General features: G+C 60.8%; 19 protein-coding genes. 13 read left to right on the forward strand and 6 right to left on the reverse strand.

Annotation, left to right across the window (positions count from 1 at the left end):
* Window positions 1–52 precede the first annotated feature (52 nt).
* The 5 genes from ALP40_RS17540 (at window position 53) to ALP40_RS17560 (ending at window position 5640) form a co-directional block, all read left to right on the forward strand.
* Window positions 53–970 (forward strand): MoxR family ATPase, encoded by a 918-nt coding sequence (locus tag ALP40_RS17540; protein ID WP_122209468.1) that lies wholly within the window; start codon window positions 53–55, stop codon window positions 968–970.
* Window positions 967–1923, forward strand: a complete 957-nt coding sequence (locus ALP40_RS17545; protein ID WP_122209469.1) for a DUF58 domain-containing protein — start codon at window positions 967–969, stop codon at window positions 1921–1923. The genes ALP40_RS17540 and ALP40_RS17545 overlap by 4 nt, the downstream gene beginning before the upstream one ends.
* Window positions 1920–3923, forward strand: coding sequence for a DUF3488 and transglutaminase-like domain-containing protein (locus ALP40_RS17550; RefSeq protein ID WP_122209470.1), 2004 nt, complete (start codon window positions 1920–1922; stop codon window positions 3921–3923). The genes ALP40_RS17545 and ALP40_RS17550 overlap by 4 nt, the downstream gene beginning before the upstream one ends.
* Window positions 3924–3945: 22 nt before the next feature.
* Complete coding sequence (locus ALP40_RS17555; RefSeq protein WP_122209471.1) at window positions 3946–4707, forward strand: CHAD domain-containing protein; 762 nt, start codon at window positions 3946–3948, stop codon at window positions 4705–4707.
* 135 nt (window positions 4708–4842) lie between these two features.
* The gene (locus tag ALP40_RS17560) at window positions 4843–5640 is read left to right on the forward strand and encodes an acyl-CoA thioesterase II (RefSeq protein ID WP_122209472.1); all 798 of its coding nucleotides are present in this window, start codon (window positions 4843–4845) and stop codon (window positions 5638–5640) included.
* 213 nt (window positions 5641–5853) lie between these two features.
* On the opposite strand, the gene ALP40_RS17565 is transcribed toward ALP40_RS17560, so the two are convergent.
* From ALP40_RS17565 to ALP40_RS17575, 3 genes are all read right to left on the reverse strand, one after another.
* The gene (locus ALP40_RS17565) at window positions 5854–6216 is read right to left on the reverse strand and encodes an Mpo1-like protein (RefSeq protein WP_122209473.1); all 363 of its coding nucleotides are present in this window, start codon (window positions 6214–6216) and stop codon (window positions 5854–5856) included.
* A 118-nt stretch (window positions 6217–6334) separates the two neighbouring features.
* Complete coding sequence (locus ALP40_RS17570; protein ID WP_122209474.1) at window positions 6335–7639, reverse strand: methyl-accepting chemotaxis protein; 1305 nt, start codon at window positions 7637–7639, stop codon at window positions 6335–6337.
* An 84-nt stretch (window positions 7640–7723) separates the two neighbouring features.
* Entirely contained in the window at window positions 7724–8560 is an 837-nt protein-coding gene (locus ALP40_RS17575; RefSeq protein ID WP_122209475.1) for a TatD family hydrolase, read from the reverse strand.
* A 175-nt stretch (window positions 8561–8735) separates the two neighbouring features.
* Here ALP40_RS17575 and ALP40_RS17580 point away from each other — a divergent pair, with 175 nt between their 5' ends.
* The 5 genes from ALP40_RS17580 to greB all read left to right on the forward strand — a co-directional run bounded on the left by ALP40_RS17580 (window position 8736) and on the right by greB (window position 12226).
* The gene (locus ALP40_RS17580; RefSeq protein WP_122209476.1) at window positions 8736–10181 is read left to right on the forward strand and encodes a transglycosylase SLT domain-containing protein; all 1446 of its coding nucleotides are present in this window, start codon (window positions 8736–8738) and stop codon (window positions 10179–10181) included.
* Between the two features lie 103 nt (window positions 10182–10284).
* Window positions 10285–10719 (forward strand): DoxX family protein, encoded by a 435-nt coding sequence (locus tag ALP40_RS17585; protein ID WP_122209477.1) that lies wholly within the window; start codon window positions 10285–10287, stop codon window positions 10717–10719.
* 244 nt (window positions 10720–10963) lie between these two features.
* Window positions 10964–11272, forward strand: coding sequence for a class I SAM-dependent methyltransferase (locus ALP40_RS17590; RefSeq protein WP_122209478.1), 309 nt, complete (start codon window positions 10964–10966; stop codon window positions 11270–11272).
* A gap of 104 nt (window positions 11273–11376) precedes the next feature.
* Entirely contained in the window at window positions 11377–11706 is a 330-nt protein-coding gene (locus tag ALP40_RS17595; RefSeq protein ID WP_122209479.1) for a hypothetical protein, read from the forward strand.
* A gap of 46 nt (window positions 11707–11752) precedes the next feature.
* The gene (gene greB, locus ALP40_RS17600) at window positions 11753–12226 is read left to right on the forward strand and encodes a transcription elongation factor GreB (RefSeq protein ID WP_122209480.1); all 474 of its coding nucleotides are present in this window, start codon (window positions 11753–11755) and stop codon (window positions 12224–12226) included.
* Between the two features lie 251 nt (window positions 12227–12477).
* Here greB and ALP40_RS17605 read toward each other — a convergent pair whose 3' ends face one another.
* Together ALP40_RS17605 and ALP40_RS17610 are read right to left on the reverse strand one after the other, a co-directional pair.
* Window positions 12478–14994, reverse strand: coding sequence for an ABC transporter permease (locus ALP40_RS17605; protein WP_122209481.1), 2517 nt, complete (start codon window positions 14992–14994; stop codon window positions 12478–12480).
* On the reverse strand, window positions 14994–15677 hold the full coding sequence (locus ALP40_RS17610; protein WP_122209482.1) for an ABC transporter ATP-binding protein: 684 nt from the start codon (window positions 15675–15677) through the stop codon (window positions 14994–14996). Before ALP40_RS17610 ends, ALP40_RS17605 begins: the two co-directional genes overlap by 1 nt.
* Window positions 15678–15687: 10 nt before the next feature.
* Between ALP40_RS17610 and ALP40_RS17615 the strand changes: the two genes are divergently transcribed.
* The 3 genes from ALP40_RS17615 to ALP40_RS17625 all read left to right on the forward strand — a co-directional run bounded on the left by ALP40_RS17615 (window position 15688) and on the right by ALP40_RS17625 (window position 17699).
* The gene (locus ALP40_RS17615; RefSeq protein ID WP_122209483.1) at window positions 15688–16293 is read left to right on the forward strand and encodes an arylesterase; all 606 of its coding nucleotides are present in this window, start codon (window positions 15688–15690) and stop codon (window positions 16291–16293) included.
* 56 nt (window positions 16294–16349) lie between these two features.
* Window positions 16350–16631 carry a hypothetical protein gene (locus ALP40_RS17620; RefSeq protein ID WP_083181989.1) on the forward strand — a complete coding sequence of 94 codons (282 nt, stop codon included), beginning with the start codon at window positions 16350–16352 and terminating at the stop codon, window positions 16629–16631.
* Between the two features lie 102 nt (window positions 16632–16733).
* Complete coding sequence (locus tag ALP40_RS17625; RefSeq protein WP_122209484.1) at window positions 16734–17699, forward strand: L,D-transpeptidase family protein; 966 nt, start codon at window positions 16734–16736, stop codon at window positions 17697–17699.
* 420 nt (window positions 17700–18119) lie between these two features.
* On the opposite strand, the gene oprI is transcribed toward ALP40_RS17625, so the two are convergent.
* A complete protein-coding gene (gene oprI / locus ALP40_RS17630; protein WP_002553018.1) occupies window positions 18120–18371 on the reverse strand; it encodes an outer membrane lipoprotei OprI in 252 nt (83 codons plus the stop codon).
* Window positions 18372–18564 lie beyond the last annotated feature (193 nt).

Raw genomic sequence — 18564 nt, forward strand, 5'->3', positions numbered from 1 at the left:
GCATCGCTTGCCATGTATGGCCGCATAAAGCAGTTGCCGGGGAGGCGTATCAATGGGCAAGACACTCAATGCATGCCTGAGCGCCATCAATGAGGTGGTGTTGGGCAAGGAAGCACAGGTGCGTCTGGCAATGACCTGCCTGATCGGTGGCGGGCATCTGCTGATCGAAGACCTGCCTGGCATGGGCAAGACCACGCTCAGCCAGGCGTTGGCGAAGATTCTGGGCCTGAGCTATCAGCGTATTCAGTTCACCTCGGACCTGTTGCCGGGAGATATCCTCGGCACCTCGGTATTTGATCGCGACTCCGGGCAGTTCACCTTCCACCCTGGACCAATCTTCGCCGAACTGGTGCTGGCTGATGAAATCAATCGCGCCACGCCCAAAAGTCAGAGTGCTCTGCTTGAAGCGATGGAAGAAGGGCAGGTGTCCATCGAAGGCGCGACCCGTCTGTTACCGGATCCGTTCTTTGTGATCGCCACCCAGAACCCGTTCAGTTCCGGTGGCACCTTTGCTTTGCCCGAGTCGCAACTGGACCGCTTTCTGATGCGCATCTCAATGGGGTATCCCGCACGTGCAGCCGAAAAATCCCTGTTGATGGGCGAGTCGCGGCGCGAACTGTTGCCGCGCCTGCAACCGATTCTGGATCACGCCATGCTGGGCCAGTTGCAGGCCGAGGCGCGTCAGGTGCGGGCCAGTGACGCGCTGGTCGACTACGTATTGCGTCTGGCGGACGCGACCCGCAGCCAGCCGCAATTCGCTTATGGGTTGTCGCCGCGTGCCAGCCTGGCAGTTCTGGCGGCGTCGCGAGCCTGGGCCATGCTGGCAGGTCGCGATTACGTGATTCCGGAGGACGTGCAATCGGTGTTGCCGTCAGTGGTGGGCCATCGCCTGCGCGAACGCACCGATCCGACCGGTCATGGTGGCGGGGCGCTGGTGCAGTGGCTGTTGCGTGAGGTGCCGGTGCTTTGATCGAGCCGTTCAAGCCGTTCTGGCAACGCTGGCTGGCCAAGCGCATTCCTGCGGCGTCGCGTATCGAACTCGATCATCGGCGCATTTTCATTCTGCCGACGCGAACGGGCATCACCTTCATGGTGGTGCTGGTCCTGATGCTGCTGGTCGCGATCAACTACCAGAACAGCCTCGCCTACGGCTTGACCTTTCTGCTGCTGTCAGTCGGGGTGCTGGCTATCTTGCACACGTATCGCAACCTCAGCGGACTCATCCTGAGCGCCGGACTGGCGCGCTCAGTGTTCGTCGGCGAAGCGGTGCCGTTGCGGCTGCGCCTTGAAAGCACAAGGCATGCGCACCAGGCGCTCGGGTTAGGCTGGGAAACGAGCAACCTGCAACAGGGCGACGTCAGCGCCCAAGGGCTGACCGAGGTCGAGCTGACGCTGCCGGCCGAGCGTCGCGGCTGGCTGCGCGCGCCTCGGCTGCGTGTGGAGAGCGTGTTTCCGCTGGGTGTTTTCCGTGCCTGGACCTGGCTGGATCTGGAGCAGGCCGCATTGATCTATCCGCGCCCCTTGTCGGGCACCCTGCCGCTGCTGAACGGCGTGCAGCCCCACGCCGAGGATGATGGTCAGGCGACTCAGGGCGCGGGTGTGGATGACTATCAGGGCCTGCGCAGCTATCAGCCGGGCGACAACCGTGGGCGATTGCACTGGAAAGCGTACTCCCGAGGGCAAGGGCTGCTGGTCAAGGATTTCACCGATTTGAGCGGGCATGAACTGTGCCTGGATTTTCTGGCGCTAGGCGGCGACATCGAGCAACGCTTGTCGCGTCTGTGCTACTGGGTGCTGGAACTGTCCGAACGTCGCCAGCCGTTTTCGATGCGACTGCCGGGTTTTCTATCCAGCGTGGACAGCGGCGATGCGCATCGGGAAACCTGCCTGCGTGCGCTGGCTTTGTACGGGCAGCGGCCATGAGCGCGAAGGCGGCGGTGAGCCAGCCAATCCCGAGGGTCAGCCTGACCTGGTTGTTAGTGGCGCAGGCTTTGGTGGTCATACCGTTTGCACTGCACATACCCGTTTCGATCATTGTCTTGTGGCTGGGCTGCACGGTCTGGCGTGTGCAGGCGTTTCGCATGCGCGTGCGTCTGCCGGGCGCTTGGGTCAAATCCGGATTGTTGGTGGGTACAGCGGGCGGTGTGTATCTGGCGCGGGGCAGTCTGGTGGGGCTGGACGCAGGGGCCGCGCTACTCGTGGCGGCCTTTGTGCTGAAGTTGCTGGAAATGAACACCCGACGTGATGCCCGGGTCTTGGTCTTTCTCGGTTTCTTCTGCGTGGCGGTCGGCTACCTGTTCGAGAACAACCTGCTGTGGGCGCTGTTCAGCCTGCTGCCAATCGGTGCGCTGCTGGCGGCCTTGATCGGCTTGCAGCAATCAGACCTGGTCGCAAAGCCTGCGGGCACTCTCAAACTGGCCTTCAAGCTGATGGCGCAAGCCGTGCCGCTGATGGTTCTGCTGTTTCTGTTCTTTCCACGTCTGGACCCGCTCTGGTCGCTGCCGCAGCCCAGCAACAAGGGCGTGACCGGGCTTTCCGACAACATGGCACCCGGCGATATGGCCGAGCTGAGCCGTTCACCGGCGCTGGTGTTTCGTGCCAGTTTCGAAGGGCTGATGCCTGCGCGCACTCAACTGTATTGGCGGGGTCTGACGCTCGAACAATTCGACGGCCGACGCTGGTCGCAGTCTGCTCGCGCCCAGACGGTGCAACTCCCGCAGTGGCAGAAGCGCGGCGAACCAGTGGCGTACAGCGTTGTTATGGAAGCCAGCGGTCGGCCCTGGCTACCGAGTCTGGATATCGGTGAAACGCCACTGCCGGAAGTCCGGCAGATGAGCGACTTTCGCTTGCAGCGCAGGCGCCCGGTCGAGCAATCGTTGCTGTATAGCGTCACGTCCTGGCCGGACAGCGTGCGCGATGCGCAGCCCAGCGAACAGATTCAACGCCAGGATCTGCAACTGCCCGTCAAGGGCAATCCGCAGGCCAGGCAATGGGCAGAAGCGCTTCGTCGTCGCAATGCCACGCCGGACGCGCTGGTGCAGGCCATGCTGGGTTATTTTGCCGACCAGCCGTTTCACTACACCCTCAAGCCCGATTCGCTGGGCAACGACAGCATCGACGAATTCCTGTTTACCAGCCGCCGTGGCTTTTGTGGTCACTACGCCTCGGCGATGACCTTCGTGCTGCGTTCGGCCGGGATTCCCGCACGCGTGGTGGCCGGTTATCAGGGCGGCGAGTTCAACCCGGATGGCCAGTACCTGACCGTGCGCCAGTTCGATGCTCACGCGTGGGTCGAATACTGGCAGCCAGGTATTGGCTGGCGCAGTGTCGATCCGACCGCTGCCGTGGCCCCCCAGCGCATCGAACAGGGGCTTGAACAGGCGCTGGCCGCCGATGAAGCCTTTCTACAGGATTCGCCCCTGTCCGCCTTGCGTTATCGCCATGTGCCGTGGATCAACGCGTTGCGTCTGAGCTGGGACAACCTCAATTACGGTTGGCAGCGCTGGGTACTGGGCTATCAGGGGCAGCAGCAATTGCAGGTGCTGAGCCGCTGGTTTTCGGGTTTTCAAGCACCCGTATTCGTGATCGGGATCGTGATTTCGCTGGGGCTGGTGGCCTTGTGGCTGTTCAAGCCCTGGCAGCGGGAAAGCGATTCACAGCTGCGATTGTTCAATGCCTTTGAACGCTTGTTGGCTCGTCATGGTCTGCGTCGTATGCCGGGCGAAGGCGCCGAGGCGTTCGGTGACCGGGCTGCGGCGTTGTTTCCACAGTACGCTGACGCCATCCGAGCCTTCATCGATGAGTTCCAGGCGCAGCGCTATGCCGGAACCCCGACATCGACGAGTCGGTTGCGCAGCCGTTTGAAGGTGCTTCGTCGTCGCCTGCCTTGGCGTTTTACGACCGTTCGGAACGCTCATTCTTAAGTTTTTTGTAAGGGGGAATTGCATGTCTTCAATGGTGGATCATCTGGTCGCTGAAGTTCTGGCACTGGACGTCAAACTGCTTGCCTGTCAGGCACGACTGGCCGTCTCGACCGACAGTGAAGCGCTGCATGATCTGCGCACCACCGTGCGCCGTCTGCGCAGTGTGCTGCGGCCTCTGCGTGAGTTTTCCGGGGTCACCCCACTCGAAGACGCCGCCAAGGCCGTGGGCCAGTTGACGACCCCGCTGCGCGATATGCAGGTGCTCGCCGCGTTTCTCGACAAGCAGGGCCTGAGTGATGCCGCGCGCAAACGGCATGAACACTTGAGCAGCGCCTGCCCGCGTGTGGCGAAATCCGGCGAACTGACCCGTCTGCTGACATTGATCGACCAGTTCCCGACGATGCTGCGCATGCAACAGCGTCAGGGCCTGCTGCGGGGGCTGCGCAAAACCATCGAGAAGCGCATGGACAAGCAGTGGCGCAAGCTGCGCACGGCGATGGCCGAACCGGATCATGATCGTCATGACCTGCGCCTGTTGATCAAGCGTGTGCGTTACGCCGCCGAGGCGTACCCGGAACTGAGCCATCAGCCGAAGAACATGCAGGCGCGCCTCAAGTCGGCGCAGAGTGAGCTGGGTGACTGGCATGACCACCTGCAATGGCTGGCGCAGGCAGGCGAACAGCCGGACCTGGCGCCTTGCATCGCCGGCTGGCAGATCGGAATCGTGCGGGCCGAGCGCAAGGCTGAAGCGTCGTTGAAGCGGCTGGCGAAGGCCTGTTTCTGAACGCAGGCTTTATAAAGCCTTTCCTACGGCAAACAGGTCATTCAGGCCGCAATAATGGCCGATATTTAGCATGTCAGTGGGGCAGGGGATGAGTACCATCCCCTGACTTGCCTCCATTCTCTGCTGGGACGCCACATGACATTTTCAGAACTGATCGACGCTGTACGAGACAACCCCGGCTCCGTGATCATTCCGGCTGAGTGGGCGCAAGGCCGTGCCTGCTTTGGCGGATTGATGGCGGCGTTGAGCTTTGAGTCGATGCGCGCGCAGGTCCCCCAAGGGCGTCCCGTGCGTTCACTGGCGATCACCTTCGTCGGGCCTGCCGAGCCAGGCGTGCCGATTTCGTTTGAGGTCGAGATCCTGCGTCACGGTAAAGCCGTCAGCCAGGTGCTGGGGCGCGCCATGCAGAACGGCCAGGTCATGACGCTGATGCAAGGTAGTTTCGGCGCGGCACGTGAGTCAATGATTTCGGTCAAAGCAGAGCACGCGCCTGCCCTCAAGCCTGTCGAGGCATGTGCCGAGCTGCCTTTTGTCAGCGGCATCATGCCGGAGTACCTGCGCTTCATGGAGCTTCGCTGGGCGCTGGGCGGGATGCCGTTCAGCAACACCCCGTCGCCTGCCATTGGTGGCTACGTCCGCTTTCGGGACACCGTGCAGTCTCAAACAATGACCGAGGCGCACATTCTGGCGCTGGTCGACAGTTGGCCGCCTGCGGTGTTGCCACACCTCAACAGACCCGCCCCCGGCAGTTCGCTGACCTGGACCATCGAATTCGTGCAACCCCAGCTGGCGCTCGACACCTTGCAATGGTGCAGCTATCGCGCAGTGATTGAACATGCCCGCGACGGCTATGGGCATACCGCTGCGGCGATGTGGACCCCTGAGGGTGAGTTGATTGCGATCAGTCGTCAGACGGTGACAGTGTTTGGTTAACGGCGCGTGATCAGATGATGCAAGCCGCCTGTTTCAAACACCCTGAATCGGCCGGGTAAAGCTGAAATGGCTTTTGCCCGAAAGGTGTGGGAGCTCTCGCAGGTTACGACGGCGGCGATGGGTTGCGCAGCAGCCGCCAGATCGCCGGCAAGCCGCCTCACACAGTCTGTGTCTTGCTGTAAAACCAGGCTGTAGCAAAAACGCGCTTTAACGCTATCGCCGATGCCGTTCCTTCCAGGCCCGCCACCACGCGCCGCTGAGCACAAAGCGTGGGAAAGTCACGAACTGCTCAACCAACAACCGCTTGACCGCATCGCTGCGATCACTGAAAGGTTCGGGCGGACGCCGCTCCAGCGTGTGGCCGTGGCGCTGAAAAGCCAGCGCGGCCACCAACCCGATCACGCCGATGGCAATCGATGAAACGCTCAGCGTAAACAGTCCGTCAACGATCAGCAGGGCGGCCAGGATGAACAAGGGGACGGCAATCAGGTGTAAAACCAGATTGGCCGGGTGCCGATGATTGTCTGCGTAACCACGCCACTGCCATGTGTGTAAATTGGGAAGTCGCTTGCCCATACTGCTGTCCTCTTCAATGCATTCAACGCCTGTTTCAATGCGTGAAGAATAGGCCTGACGCCGACCGTCCGCGAGTCAAGGCTGACTATCGGCGTGATAGCCGTTTACAGAAAGCGATTTAAAGTCTGAGCTGCCCGATGGCCGTGTTCAGTTCCCCTGCCAATACCGCAAGTTCGCCACTGGTGTTGGCCGATTCCACAGTCTGGGTGACGGTGCGTTCTGTCACGTCGCGAATGCTCACCACCGCCCGGTTCATCTCTTCGGCCACCTGGCTCTGTTGCTGGGCAGCAACCGCGATCTGCGTATTGCTTTCACGCATTTGCGCCACGGCATCGGCAATCGCCGCCAAGGCGTCGCCCGCCTCACGGGCCTGCTGCACGCATTCATCGGCCTTGTACGAGCTGTCCTGCATGAAATCCACGGCATCACGGGTGCCGCTCTGCAAGGCGGAAACCATTGTGGTGATTTCGTCGGTGGAGGTCTGCACACGCTTGGCAAGGTTGCGTACCTCGTCGGCAACCACGGCAAAGCCGCGACCCATCTCGCCAGCCCGCGCCGCCTCGATTGCTGCGTTGAGCGCCAGCAGGTTGGTTTGCTCGGCAATGCTGTGAATCACGTTGACCACGCCGTTGATCTTCTGGCTGTCGGCGGCCATGCGCTGAATCATCTCGGCCGTCTGCTGCACGCCGCTGGACAGCCCGGCAATGGACACCTGCACGCGGTCCACCACCGCCTTGCCACTGCTGGCCAGTGCATCGGCGGTCTGTGACTGATCGCGTGTGGTGGTGGCGTGCCGAGCGATGTGGTGCACGGTGGCGGTCATCTCATTGATTGCCGTGGCGACCTGATCGGTTTCGCTCTGCTGACCGAGCATGCCGTGGCGCACCTCGGACATGCCACAGGCCAAATGCGCGGCGCCCTGATCGAGCCTGATGGCACTCTGCGAAACCGTCGCAACTACCCGTTGATAACCGGCCTGCAACGCATTGAAGGCCTTGGCCATCTGCCCGACTTCATCGTCATTGCCGTTTGGCACGCGGGCCGACAGATCACCGGTTTTTTCCACATGCAGCATCACGTCCTTGAGGGTGTTGAGCTGGCTGAGCAAAAAACGGATCAGCAACTGCGATGCGCCGAGCATGACCACCATCAATATGAAGACCGCCAATGCGTAGTGGGCAACGTGCTGTGCGAGCACGTCCATAAAAGCAGGCGCGGACATGAGCGCTGCGCCCTCGGCGGGCAGCGGCTGAGTGGCAGGCCATTGGGCGATCAGTTGTGCGGCGTTGCGCGCCGATGCCGCCAGCGATTGCTGCTCCAGATGCACGGCATACAGCACCAGCAGCAGGGTGGTGATGAACGCAACCGCGTTGACGGCCCAGAATTTATATTTGAGTGACAGGTTGCCAAGCCATGAGCGCATGAGGGGTCTTCTTCGATGTTCGGTAGTGATAGCAGCAAGGTGCCATTACTGTATTCCGGTCATCGAAGTGACCTTTGACGCGGATCAAGAAAGCTGCGGATTTTCCTGGATGGCCTGTTCCACAGCAGGCAAGCCAAAGAACTCACGGGCACACGTAGTGCTGTGACGGGCCAGGTCCTCTTGAGATTCGCCTCGGTGCAGCGCCACCTCACGCAGCACCTCAGGCAAGTAGGCAGGCTCGTTACGGCCGTTCTTCGGCTTGGGCCGCAGGCTGCGCGGCAGCAAATACGGCGCGTCGCTTTCCAGCATCAGGCGGCCGCGAGGAATGTTGCCCACCAACGGATGCAGGTGCGTGCCGCGGCGTTCGTCACAGATCCAGCCGGTAATGCCGATGTGCAGGTCCAGGTCCAGATAACTGAACAGCGCAGCGCGCTCGCCGGTAAAGCAATGCACCACGGCGGCGGGCAAGCGATCGCGGTAATCACGCAGGATCTCCAGCATTCGCGGGTTGGCGTCGCGCTCGTGCAGGAAGACCGGCAATTGCAGTTCCACTGCCATCGCCAGATGCGCTTCCAGGACTTTCTCCTGCTGCGGGCGAGGGGAGAAGTCGCGGTTGAAATCCAGTCCGCATTCACCGACCGCCCGCACACGTTTTTCCTTGAGCAGGGCATGCAACTGTTTCTCGGTATCGCCGGTCCAATCGCTCGCCGAGTGGGGGTGAATACCGGCCGTGCAGAACAGTCGCTGAGCACTGTCGTCCAGTTCCAGACACAGCTGCAACGCTTCTTCGCTGCCCTGGACACTGGTGCCGGTGACGACGAGTTGATCGACGCCTGCGGCATAGGCACGGTCGAGTACCGCCTGTCGCTGCGAAGCGAAGCTGGCGTTCGTCAGATTGACGCCAATGTCGATGAGTTGCATGGTGCTACCTCCAGCGCAAGGCTGCCGAGCATATCAGAGCTTCGGTAAAAACAAGAAAACGCTGGCTATTCAAACGGTTGAGCTCAAGGACTCGATGCTTTTCTTCAATGTTGATGCGGCTGCGTGACTTCCAGAGTTCCTTTTTCATGTTACGGCGATGCCACCTGGGGAATGAATGATCCGATCCACGCTTGTGTCCATTGTCTGCATGGTGCCCTTTCTAACGACCTTATCGGCTGAAGTGTCTGCACGTCCGGTTGCGTCTGCCGGGCCTGTGGTTACCACGCCGCACGCGCCCCCGGTGCGTGATCTGGCGGCCATTCGCAGCAGCAAGGTGCTGCGCGTGCTGGTCAATCAGAGCCGCAACAGCTCCGGCGACGTCAAGGGCCAGGAGATCGGAGTCGAGTACCACCGCCTGGAGGCGTTCGAGCGCTACCTCAACAGCCACGCCCGCGATGGACAGAAAGTCACCTTCAAAGTCATTCCCAAAGCCAAGAATCAGTTGCTTAGCGCGCTGCAGCGCGGCGAAGGTGATTTGATCGCCCCTGGCGAGCTGCTGGACGTAAGCGACGCCAAGGGCGTTCAGGCCAGCGATCCGATCATTCACGATGTGCCACTGGTGCTGGTTGGCCTGCGCGGCGACCGCAGCGTGCGGCGTGTGGAGCAGTTGTCCGGCAGGACCTTGAGTCTGGCCACCGGCAGTGCCGCGGACGAAGCCCTGCATCAGGTCAATCGCCAACTGGAGCTGCGCAAGCTGCCGCCGGTGAAGATCGAGTGGGTCGATCCCAGCCTTGCCGTCGAAGACGTACTGGAGATGGTGCAGGCCGGTATCTACCCGATGACCCTAGTCGAGCAGCCGATTGCCGAGCGCTGGGCGGGGGTCATGCCCAAGCTGCGTCTGGATCGCGGGCTGTCCCTGAAAACACATGGCGATGTCAGCTGGTTCGTGCGTGACAACGCCACCACGCTGCGTGCCAGCATCAATGATTTCCTCAAGGGTTACACACCGTCCTCCCGGCAGGACGTAGCTTTTGAAAAGGCTTACAAGAACATGTACCGGGTCAACAATCCGTTGGTGCGCGGCAACATCCAGCGGCTGGAGCAGTTGCGTCCGTTGCTGCAGCGCCATGCCGATGCGCAGGGCATGGACTGGCTGGATCTGGCAGCCCTGGCGTTCAAGGAATCCAAGCTCGATCCGTCGGCCAAGGGCAGTGGTGGTGCGACCGGGCTGCTACAGATCACGCCATCGGCCGCCAAGAGTGTCGGGGTCACGAATATCCAGAGTGCGGACGACAACGTTCGCGCCGCGTCGCGTTACATGGCGTCGATCAAGCGTCGGTATTTTTCCAGTCCCAGGGTCAACGAGCGCGAGCGCATGGCGTTTACGATGGCCGCTTACAACATGGGCCCTGAGCGTGTGCAGAGCATGCGTGACGAAGCCAGAAGGCGCGGGCTCAACCCCAATCAGTGGTTCTTCCAGACCGAGCGTGTTGCGATGGAGCAGGGCGGGGCCAACGTGGTCACGTTCGTCAACAGCGTGAACAAGTACTACCTGGCCTTTGATCGTCAGCGCGATTCGCTTGAAAAAGAGGCCGCTGGAAAATCGACGGTCAGGCGTTGATCAATTATTTCGATAGGTGTGCGCCAGTTATTGTCGTTTTCATATGAGTCGTTTTGATTATGATGGCGCCACTCTCACTTAATCGACTTTGGAGCACGCCCGCATGAATAGCTTGATCAAATCCGTACTCACCACCCGCGCTGGCTACGGCCTTACCATTTTGCGTGTCATCGTCGGCATCGCCTTCATCGCTCACGGCAGCCAGAAACTGTTTGGCGCCTTCGGAGGGTATGGCCTGGAAGGCACGGCGCAGTACATGGAAAGTCTGGGTCTGACGCCCGGCTACCTGATGGCGCTGTTGTCGGGTAGTGCCGAGTTCTTTGGCGGTCTGGGCCTGTTGTTGGGGCTGCTGGCTCGTCCGGCTGCGGCGTTGGTGACTGTCCTGTTGCTGGTGGCGATCTTCACCGTACACATCGGCAACGGTTTCTTCATGGCCAACAACGGGTATGAATATGCCCTCGCGCTGTTGGGTGGAGCGCTGGCGGTGTTGATCGAAGGTGCAGGTAGATTGTCTCTGGACCGTGTCATCACTCGATAAACCGTGCTGCTGCAAGACAGAAGGCCCACGTGAACGTGGGCCTTCTGCGTTTCGGCAGGATTGTAGGGCAAGGTGATTGACAATGAGCGGAGCGCTTCTCTAGGATGCGTGTTCAAGCGCCGATTTAACAACTACTTGCGGGGCGCCTGACAGGGTTCGAACCTTGTCGAAATACCGCTAAAACGTTGGTTCGGTGTTGCCTCTCACCGCTGCCCAGCGGAGCTTTTGAGGCAGAGACAAAACCATGAATAACCTGCGCCCCCTTCTTCGTCTGTCGCCGATCAGCACTGTGCTGGCTCGCAAGAATCCAAAAATTCTCCTCGCCGGTTCCCATCAGCCGACACTGTTGCGTTACCTGGATGGCTGGCCACGTCGTCGGGGCGGCTCCTGTGCTTTCCTGATTCAGTTTGTAGACGCTCGCCAGCCGCTTAGCCACTTCGCCAACGACCAGTTTGACCTAGCCGTGATTCAGTCGCCGAATGCAGAGGATGTAAAGCAGGTGATTCGTGACCTCACACGTGTCGCTCGTCAGGGCTTGATTACGTTCGGTTGAGCAATGGCACGTTGCTGAGCGTCAGAAGGCATTATGCTGGCCCCCACCGCTTCGCTTGATAGGCAAAATCGCCGCCTTATCAAAGGATTAGGTGTGGTGTGCGCATGCGATTGGTTTATTGTGCTCTGGCTTGCCTGACGCTGTCGGGTGTTGCGCTGTCTGCCCAAGCCCGAAACGCGACGGAAAGTGAACGCTACTTGTGCCGCTGGGGCTCAACCATCGCTGGCGGCGCGCAGGCGTCCAAGCTATCGGGCGTCACCCGTTATGGTGCGCGGCAGAAGCTTCAGGCGCGTAAATTCGCCAAGCAATGGATGCGCCCGATGGCGCTGGGCATTACCGAGCAGACGTACGACAGCGATTCTCGTCTCAAGCCCGACAGCGTCAAACAGATTTACTATGATGGCTGCATCCGCCACGAGGTGGCGCGGCGCTAACCGTTTAGCGTCTGTCGGGCTGATTTTTGTGTGTATGGGGACCCTCTTGAGTACAAAGATCATCACCAAACAGGGGCACGATGCCCTGAAGAAAGAACTCGACTATCTGTGGCGCGAGCACCGTCCCGACATTACTCAGAAGGTGGCCTGGGCGGCCTCGCTGGGTGATCGCAGCGAGAACGCCGACTACCAGTACAACAAGAAGCTGCTGCGCGAGATCGACCGTCGCGTGCGTTACCTGCGCAAGCGTCTGGAAGACATGCGCGTGGTGCAGTACTCGCCCGAGCAGGAAGGCCGTGTGTTCTTCGGTGCATGGGTCGAAATCGAAAACGAGGACGGTGACCTGAAGAAATTTCGCATCGTGGGTTACGACGAAATTTATGGTCGCAACGATTACATTTCCATCGACTCACCGATGGCGCGGGCGCTGCTGAAGAAGGAAGAGGGCGACGAAGTGATCGTCAACACGCCCGAGGGCGAGAAGCTGTGGTTCGTGAACAGCATTGTTTACGAGAAGTAAACGCGGTATCGACTCGCTCTTGTCAGGAGCGGACCGTTTGGCGTTCCGTTTGTCCGCGAAGATGCAGTTTATCTGGATAAGGATGCAGCGACTGAGATGCTCCATTCGCGGCCAAGTCCGCTTCCACGGTCCGGAAGTTACCCCAAGAGCCAAGAGGCTCCAGTCGTCGCCGCCGAGCCGCTTCTGATCAAGCAATGCGCGCCGTATTTACCGCGAGAACCAAGAGCTCTCGCGGGTAAATACATTGGCGATCAACCCTCTCGCAGCACCGTCAGCGGGCTGGCATTCAATGCGCGGCGCGTACCGAACACACCGGCACCGCCCACCAGCAACGCGCCGATCACCGGCAGCAGCAACAGCCACGGATGCGGGCTCCATTCCAGTGAAAAGGCGTAGCGGTACAGCACGAAACTCACCAACTCACAGCCCAGCGCTGCCAGCAGACCGCTTGCGGCTCCCAGCAGGCCGAACTCGATCCTGCGCGACTTGATCAGCAACGCTCGCTCCGCGCCCAGCGCCCGCAGCAGTGCGCCCTGACGGATGCGCTCATCCAGCGTTGCCTGCAAGCCTGAGAACAGCACGGCCACGCCCGCGGCCAACACAAACAGCAACACGAACTGCACCGCCAGCGTGACCTGATCGAGAATGCTGCGCACCTGCTCCAGCAGCGCTTCCACACCCAGAATGCTGATGGCCGGGAACGCCCTCGACAGTTCGACGATTTGCTTGTCCTGACCCTTGGGCAGATAGAAGCTGGTCAGGTAGGTGGTCGGCAGATCGGCCAGTGTGCCTGGCTGGAAGATCATGAAGAAGTTGGGTTGGAAGGTATCCCAGTTCACGTCCCTGAGGCTTGTAACGACCGCGTCGCGGTTAAGGCCGCCCACGATGAAGCTCAGGCGATCACCGAGCTTGATCTGCAGGCTCTGGGCCAGTTTGGCTTCGATCGAAACGCCCGGTGTCGCATCAGGCTTGGCATCGGCGGGGAGGTCTTTCCACCACTGGCCTGCCGTCAGCGTGTTGCCTTCGGGCATGTCGGCAGCCCAGGTCAGGCTCAAATCACGTCGCGTGGCATTTTCACCGCGTGAGTCCTTGGTGACGAAATTGCCCACCGGCTCGCCATTGATGCTGGTCAGTCGCCCCGGCACTACTGGATACAGCGGTGCCGAGTGGGTGGACAGCTTGCTCATGGCCTGGGCAAAGTTTTCTTTCTCTGACGGCAGCACGTTGAGCACGAAATAATTCGGTGCGTCTTTGGGCAACTGGTTCTGCCAGGTATCGAGCAGCTCGCCGCGTAGCAGTGCGATCAAGCCCATCGACAGCAGGATCAGACCGAATGCCAGCGATTGACCGGCCGCCGCCAGCGGATAACGCAGCAGTTGGCCAAGGCCCAGCCGCCACGGCAACGATGCACCCGACAGCAAGCGGCGCAGACTCTTGAGCCCCAGCAGCAACAGACTGCCGAGTATCAGTGCCGCAACGATTCCCCCGCCCAGCAGGGCAAAGGTCAGGACCAGATCCAGGCTCAGGCGCCACATGATCAGACCCAGCGCCAGCAGCGCGGCGCCGTACACCAGCCAGGAACTGGCCGGAATTGGCAGCATGTCCCGACGCAGTACCCGCAAAGGTGGCACACGACCCAGGGCGGCCAATGGAGGCAAGGCAAAACCGGCCAGCGCCACCAAGCCGGTGCCCATACCCGCGAGGGCAGGCAGCAGGCCGCCGGGCGGGACGGTGGTCGGCAACAGGTTTTGCAGCAGGGCGAACAGCCCCAACTGCGCCAGCCAGCCCAGCATGGCACCGCTCAGGCTCGCCAGCAGGCCGATGATTGCCAGCTGCAGGCTGAACAGCGCCATCGCTTCGCCTCGTGACAGGCCCAGGCAGCGGAGCAGGGCGCTGGCGTCGAAGCGTCGTGCCGCAAAGCGTGAAGCCGAAAGCGCAACCGCAACGCCGGCCAATAACACCGCGACCAGACTGGCCATGTTCAGATAGCGTTCGGCTTTACCCAAGGCACCGCCGATCTGCTGGCTGCCATCGCGGGCGTCCTTTATTTCCTGATGCGGTTCCAGGCCCGGTTCTATGGCCTTGCGATAGGCAGCCAGCGTTTCCGGTGGACCGCTCCACATTTCCCTGTAAGTGACCCGGCTGCCAGGCTGCACTACGCCCGTAGCAGCCAGATCCTGCCGGTTGATCATGACCCGAGGCGTGAGGCTGTAGAAATTGCCGGCGCGGTCCGGCTCATAGGTCAGCACGCGGGTCAGCTTAAGCGTCTTGGAGCCGACGTCGATGTCGTCGCCGATCTTCAGGTTGACGGCAGGAAACAAGCGCGCCTCTGCCCAGGCTTCGCCGGGTTTCGGCCCGCTGCCGGTTTCTTCGGTCTGATACACATCCGCCGCGCTTTTCAATTCGCCGCGCAGTGGATAAGCGTCATCCACCGCCTTGATGCTCGACAGTTGAATGCCGGCGTCCGTGGCGATCACGCTGGAGAAGACGACAATCTGCGCATGCTTGAGCTGCAGCTGCTCACCTTCTCGTACCTGCTCGGGGCGGGCGGGGCTCGAACCTTCCAGAATCAAGTCTGCACCCAGAAACTCCGTGGCACGCAGCAGCATGGCGCCATTCAGGCGTGCGCCGAAGTAGCCGATGGCAGTACTGGCCGCGACCGCCACCAGCAAGGCAAAGAACAGCACCCGCAACTCACCGGCGCGTGCATCACGCAGCAACTGGCGAGCAGCAAGGCTCAGCAGACGAACAAAAGGCAGGCGTGCCATCAAGGCTCCAGCGGGGCGACCAGACGGCCCCCTTCAAGGCGGATCAGGCGTCGGCAGCGATGCGCCAGACGCTCATCGTGAGTGACCAGCACCAGCGTCGTGTTGCGCTCCTTGTTCAGTTCGAACAGCAGGTCGCTGATGCGCTCGCCGGTGTGGCTGTCCAGGTTGCCGGTGGGTTCGTCGGCAAACAGCACGTCCGGGTTCGCGGCGAAGGCGCGGGCGATGGCCACACGCTGTTGCTCGCCGCCGGACAGCTGGCGCGGCGTGTGGGTCAGGCGCTGACCCAAGCCGACACGCTCCAACAGGTTGCGCGCCTGTTCGCGGGCGTCGCGACGGCCTTCCAGCTCCATCGGCAGCATGACGTTTTCCAGCGCATTCAGGCTGTCGAGCAGTTGGAACGACTGAAAGACAAAACCGACATGCTCGGCGCGCACCCGGGCACGCTGGTCTTCGTCCAGTTCGCTCAGGTTGCGGCCTGCAAGGGTCACCGAACCGGCACTGGGCAGGTCGAGCCCCGCGAGCAGACCGAGCAGCGTGGATTTACCCGAACCCGATGACCCGACGATGGCCAGCGTGTCGCCCTTGTTTAGTTCCAGGGAGAGTTCGTGCAGGATAGTCAGGTCACCTTCGGTGCTGGGGACCACTTTACTGAGGCTTTGGGCACTGAGAATACTTTCACTCATGGAGAATCCGATGCGTGCGTGGTTTTTAAGTGCTGGCCTGGGGTTGCTGCTGCTGTCACAGGGCGCGGTGGCGGGCACGGTGTTAATCGTTGGGGATAGTATCAGCGCGGCTTTCGGACTGGATACCCGCGTCGGGTGGGTGAGCCTGCTTGAACAGCGGCTCAAGGCACAGGGTTTCGACGATAAGGTGGTCAATGCCTCGATCAGCGGCGACACAAGCTCCGGAGGTCAGGCGCGCCTGCCTGCGCTGCTTGCAGAGCATAAGCCTGAGCTGGTTATTCTCGAATTGGGTGGCAACGATGGCCTTCGTGGTCAGTTGCCTGCTCAATTGCAACAAAACCTTTCGTCGATGATCGACAGCTCCCGCGCCGCTGGCGCCAAGGTGCTGCTGCTGGGGATGCGCATACCGCCTAATTATGGTCCGCGTTACACCAAGGCCTTCGAGGAGGTCTTCAGCCACCTGGCCGCAGAGAAAAAGGTCCCGTTCGTGCCGTTCTTTCTGGAGGGGGTGGGGGGCGTGCCTCAGTTGATGCAGGCCGATGGGCTTCATCCAGCGGCAGCGGCTCAGGAAAAACTGCTGGAAAATGTCTGGCCGACCCTGAAACCGCTGCTTTGAGGCTTTTCCAGGCGAGAGCTTTCGGCTAATGTGGCGCCCCCGATCTGGAGCCCCCCATGCCGCGTCCCGCCTGGTCCCTTTATGCCTATCAAATGCTTGAGCCCGACGAACAGCTCGATCTGTTCGCGTGCCAGGAAGTGCGGGTGCATCTTATTGCCCGTCAGTTGGAGCTGGGCGGTTCGATCGATCGTACCTTGTGCGGCACCTTGCTGCCGGCTCAACCGCATCTGGCGGCGGTCGAACTCGATGCATTGCGCGATGAGCGTTTGTGTCCCCTGTGCAAGGCGATTCTGGATGCCCAGCGACGAGGCATGAACCCGATCTGGCCCGAGTTATAGCCGTTACCAATAGAGGGCTGGCGCAGATATCCCCGATTCGCCGGACGCAGGTGTACACTTCACTTCTTTCCCAACTCGCCGTTACCCGAAGGATCTTCCCGGATGTTGTCGCGCATTCCAGCCGTTACCCGCTGTCTGTCACTTGCTGCTCTCTGCGCGGCGAGCTCTGTCCATGCACTGGAGTTTCCTCTGCCGCCGCCCGGCGAGGACATCGTCGGGCAGGTGCAGGTCATCAAGGCCAAATACGAAGACACCTTCGCTGACATCGGTACCCAATACGACTTGGGCTATCTGGAAATGATTGCCGCCAACCCGGGCGTCGATCCCTGGCTGCCGGGTGCAGGCAAAGACATCGTGCTGCCGACCCGTTTCATTCTGCCGCCGGGCCCGCGTGAAGGAATCGTGATCAACCTGGCGGAGTACCGGATGTACTACTACCCGAAAGGGCAGAACGTGGTGCACACCTATCCGCTGGGTGTCGGTCGCGAGGGCTGGGGTTCGCCCATCGGCGTCACCAAGGTCACGGCCAAGACGCCGAACCCGACCTGGACTCCTCCTGCCTCTATCAAGGCCGAGCATGCCGCAGACGGTGATCCGTTGCCCAATGTCGTGCCGGCCGGTCCCGATAACCCGCTGGGGCCGTTCAAGTTCGGCCTGGGCATGTCCGGCTACCTGATCCACGGTTCGAACAAGAAATTCGGCATCGGCATGCGCACCAGCCACGGCTGTTTCCGCATGTACAACGACAATGTGCTGGAGCTGGCCGACATGGCGCCGGTCGGCACTACGGTGCGGATCATCAGCGAGCCCTACAAGTTCGGACTGAGCGGCGGTAAGGTTTTCCTGGAAGCGCACACGCCGGTGGATGATCTGGGCAATCCTTCGGTGGTCGACAAGCACACGGCGGTCATCAACGCCCTGCTCAAGCGCGACGATCTGGCCAATAACCTGCGCATGAACTGGGACCTGGTACGTGATGTGGTCGCGGCCGAAGACGGCATGCCGGTGGAGATCGCGGTGCCGGGGACGGCTCCTGCTGCGGCTGAGGCTCCGGTTATTTTTCAGTAACCGGATGAAGGCTCGGCTCACTCGACCCTCGGGTGGTGCCATCCCGCAGCGTTTGATCATGCTCATCGCTCCGCAAGGGCACGCAGCCGGTGACGCTGCGTGTCAAAAGCGGAGCAGACTGCCGATTCAGTGAGCCATGCGCTCGGCTTAAGTCACCTTTTCGCCCCTCGGCGACTTACTTTGAGGGGCCAAAGCAAGTAAAGCCCTTTGCTCCGGTTCCGGCCCCGGCTTCGCCGGGGTTCTGACTATCGCGTTAGAAAAGCGAGTTAGTGCTGCTGCTTCCTTTGGAAACCAGATGACCTGGATATAACGCTGAGCACAGGGCTTCGGGCGCGATCACACTCCACACATCTCAAACGTCAGCCAATAAAAAAGCCGACCCGTTGCCGGGTCGGCCTTCCAACAATCCCGAGGGGACTATTACTTGCGGCTAGCCTTGTCCAACATGCGCAGAGCGCGCTCGTTGGCTTCGTCAGCAGTTTGCTGAGCTTTTTGAGCTGCAGCCAGTGCTTCGTCAGCCTTGCGGTAGGCTTCGTCGGCACGTGCTTGCGAACGGGCTGCTGCGTCTTCGGTAGCTGTCAGACGAGCTTCGGTTTCTTTGGATACGCTGCTGCAACCGGTGGCCAGAACTGCTGCCAGAGCCAGAGCAGAGAATTTCAGAACGTTGTTCATCGTGTTCCCCTTCAAGGACTTAATTCGAATTAGTCATCTCTCGAAAGTGAGAAAATGACCGGCGTACATAGTACCCATTGTTTGTAGTAAGTAAACGGACGAAGCGCAAGAAGGGCATAAATTTCTTGGCTTTGAAAGTGTTCCGCGTTACTCCTCATGCAAACTGTCTAAAAACTATCCACTTTGCTGTGAC

The sequence above is a fragment of the Pseudomonas viridiflava genome (assembly GCF_003702045.1).
Lineage (GTDB): Bacteria > Pseudomonadota > Gammaproteobacteria > Pseudomonadales > Pseudomonadaceae > Aquipseudomonas > Aquipseudomonas viridiflava_C.

What these genes read in the sequence shown, in the direction of transcription:
- ALP40_RS17565 (WP_122209473.1), bottom strand. Translation starts at nt 6,216, where the DNA reads ATGGGCAAGCGACTTCCCAATTTACACACATGGCAGTGGCGTGGTTAC.
- oprI (WP_002553018.1), bottom strand. Translation starts at nt 18,371, where the DNA reads ATGAACAACGTTCTGAAATTCTCTGCTCTGGCTCTGGCAGCAGTTCTG.
- ALP40_RS17555 (WP_122209471.1), top strand. Translation starts at nt 3,946, where the DNA reads ATGTCTTCAATGGTGGATCATCTGGTCGCTGAAGTTCTGGCACTGGAC.
- ALP40_RS17580 (WP_122209476.1), top strand. Translation starts at nt 8,736, where the DNA reads ATGATCCGATCCACGCTTGTGTCCATTGTCTGCATGGTGCCCTTTCTA.
- ALP40_RS17540 (WP_122209468.1), top strand. Translation starts at nt 53, where the DNA reads ATGGGCAAGACACTCAATGCATGCCTGAGCGCCATCAATGAGGTGGTG.
- ALP40_RS17590 (WP_122209478.1), top strand. Translation starts at nt 10,964, where the DNA reads ATGAATAACCTGCGCCCCCTTCTTCGTCTGTCGCCGATCAGCACTGTG.
- ALP40_RS17595 (WP_122209479.1), top strand. Translation starts at nt 11,377, where the DNA reads ATGCGATTGGTTTATTGTGCTCTGGCTTGCCTGACGCTGTCGGGTGTT.
- ALP40_RS17550 (WP_122209470.1), top strand. Translation starts at nt 1,920, where the DNA reads ATGAGCGCGAAGGCGGCGGTGAGCCAGCCAATCCCGAGGGTCAGCCTG.
- ALP40_RS17570 (WP_122209474.1), bottom strand. Translation starts at nt 7,639, where the DNA reads ATGCGCTCATGGCTTGGCAACCTGTCACTCAAATATAAATTCTGGGCC.
- ALP40_RS17610 (WP_122209482.1), bottom strand. Translation starts at nt 15,677, where the DNA reads ATGAGTGAAAGTATTCTCAGTGCCCAAAGCCTCAGTAAAGTGGTCCCC.
- ALP40_RS17620 (WP_083181989.1), top strand. Translation starts at nt 16,350, where the DNA reads ATGCCGCGTCCCGCCTGGTCCCTTTATGCCTATCAAATGCTTGAGCCC.
- ALP40_RS17625 (WP_122209484.1), top strand. Translation starts at nt 16,734, where the DNA reads ATGTTGTCGCGCATTCCAGCCGTTACCCGCTGTCTGTCACTTGCTGCT.
- ALP40_RS17615 (WP_122209483.1), top strand. Translation starts at nt 15,688, where the DNA reads ATGCGTGCGTGGTTTTTAAGTGCTGGCCTGGGGTTGCTGCTGCTGTCA.
- ALP40_RS17560 (WP_122209472.1), top strand. Translation starts at nt 4,843, where the DNA reads ATGACATTTTCAGAACTGATCGACGCTGTACGAGACAACCCCGGCTCC.
- ALP40_RS17605 (WP_122209481.1), bottom strand. Translation starts at nt 14,994, where the DNA reads ATGGCACGCCTGCCTTTTGTTCGTCTGCTGAGCCTTGCTGCTCGCCAG.
- ALP40_RS17585 (WP_122209477.1), top strand. Translation starts at nt 10,285, where the DNA reads ATGAATAGCTTGATCAAATCCGTACTCACCACCCGCGCTGGCTACGGC.
- ALP40_RS17575 (WP_122209475.1), bottom strand. Translation starts at nt 8,560, where the DNA reads ATGCAACTCATCGACATTGGCGTCAATCTGACGAACGCCAGCTTCGCT.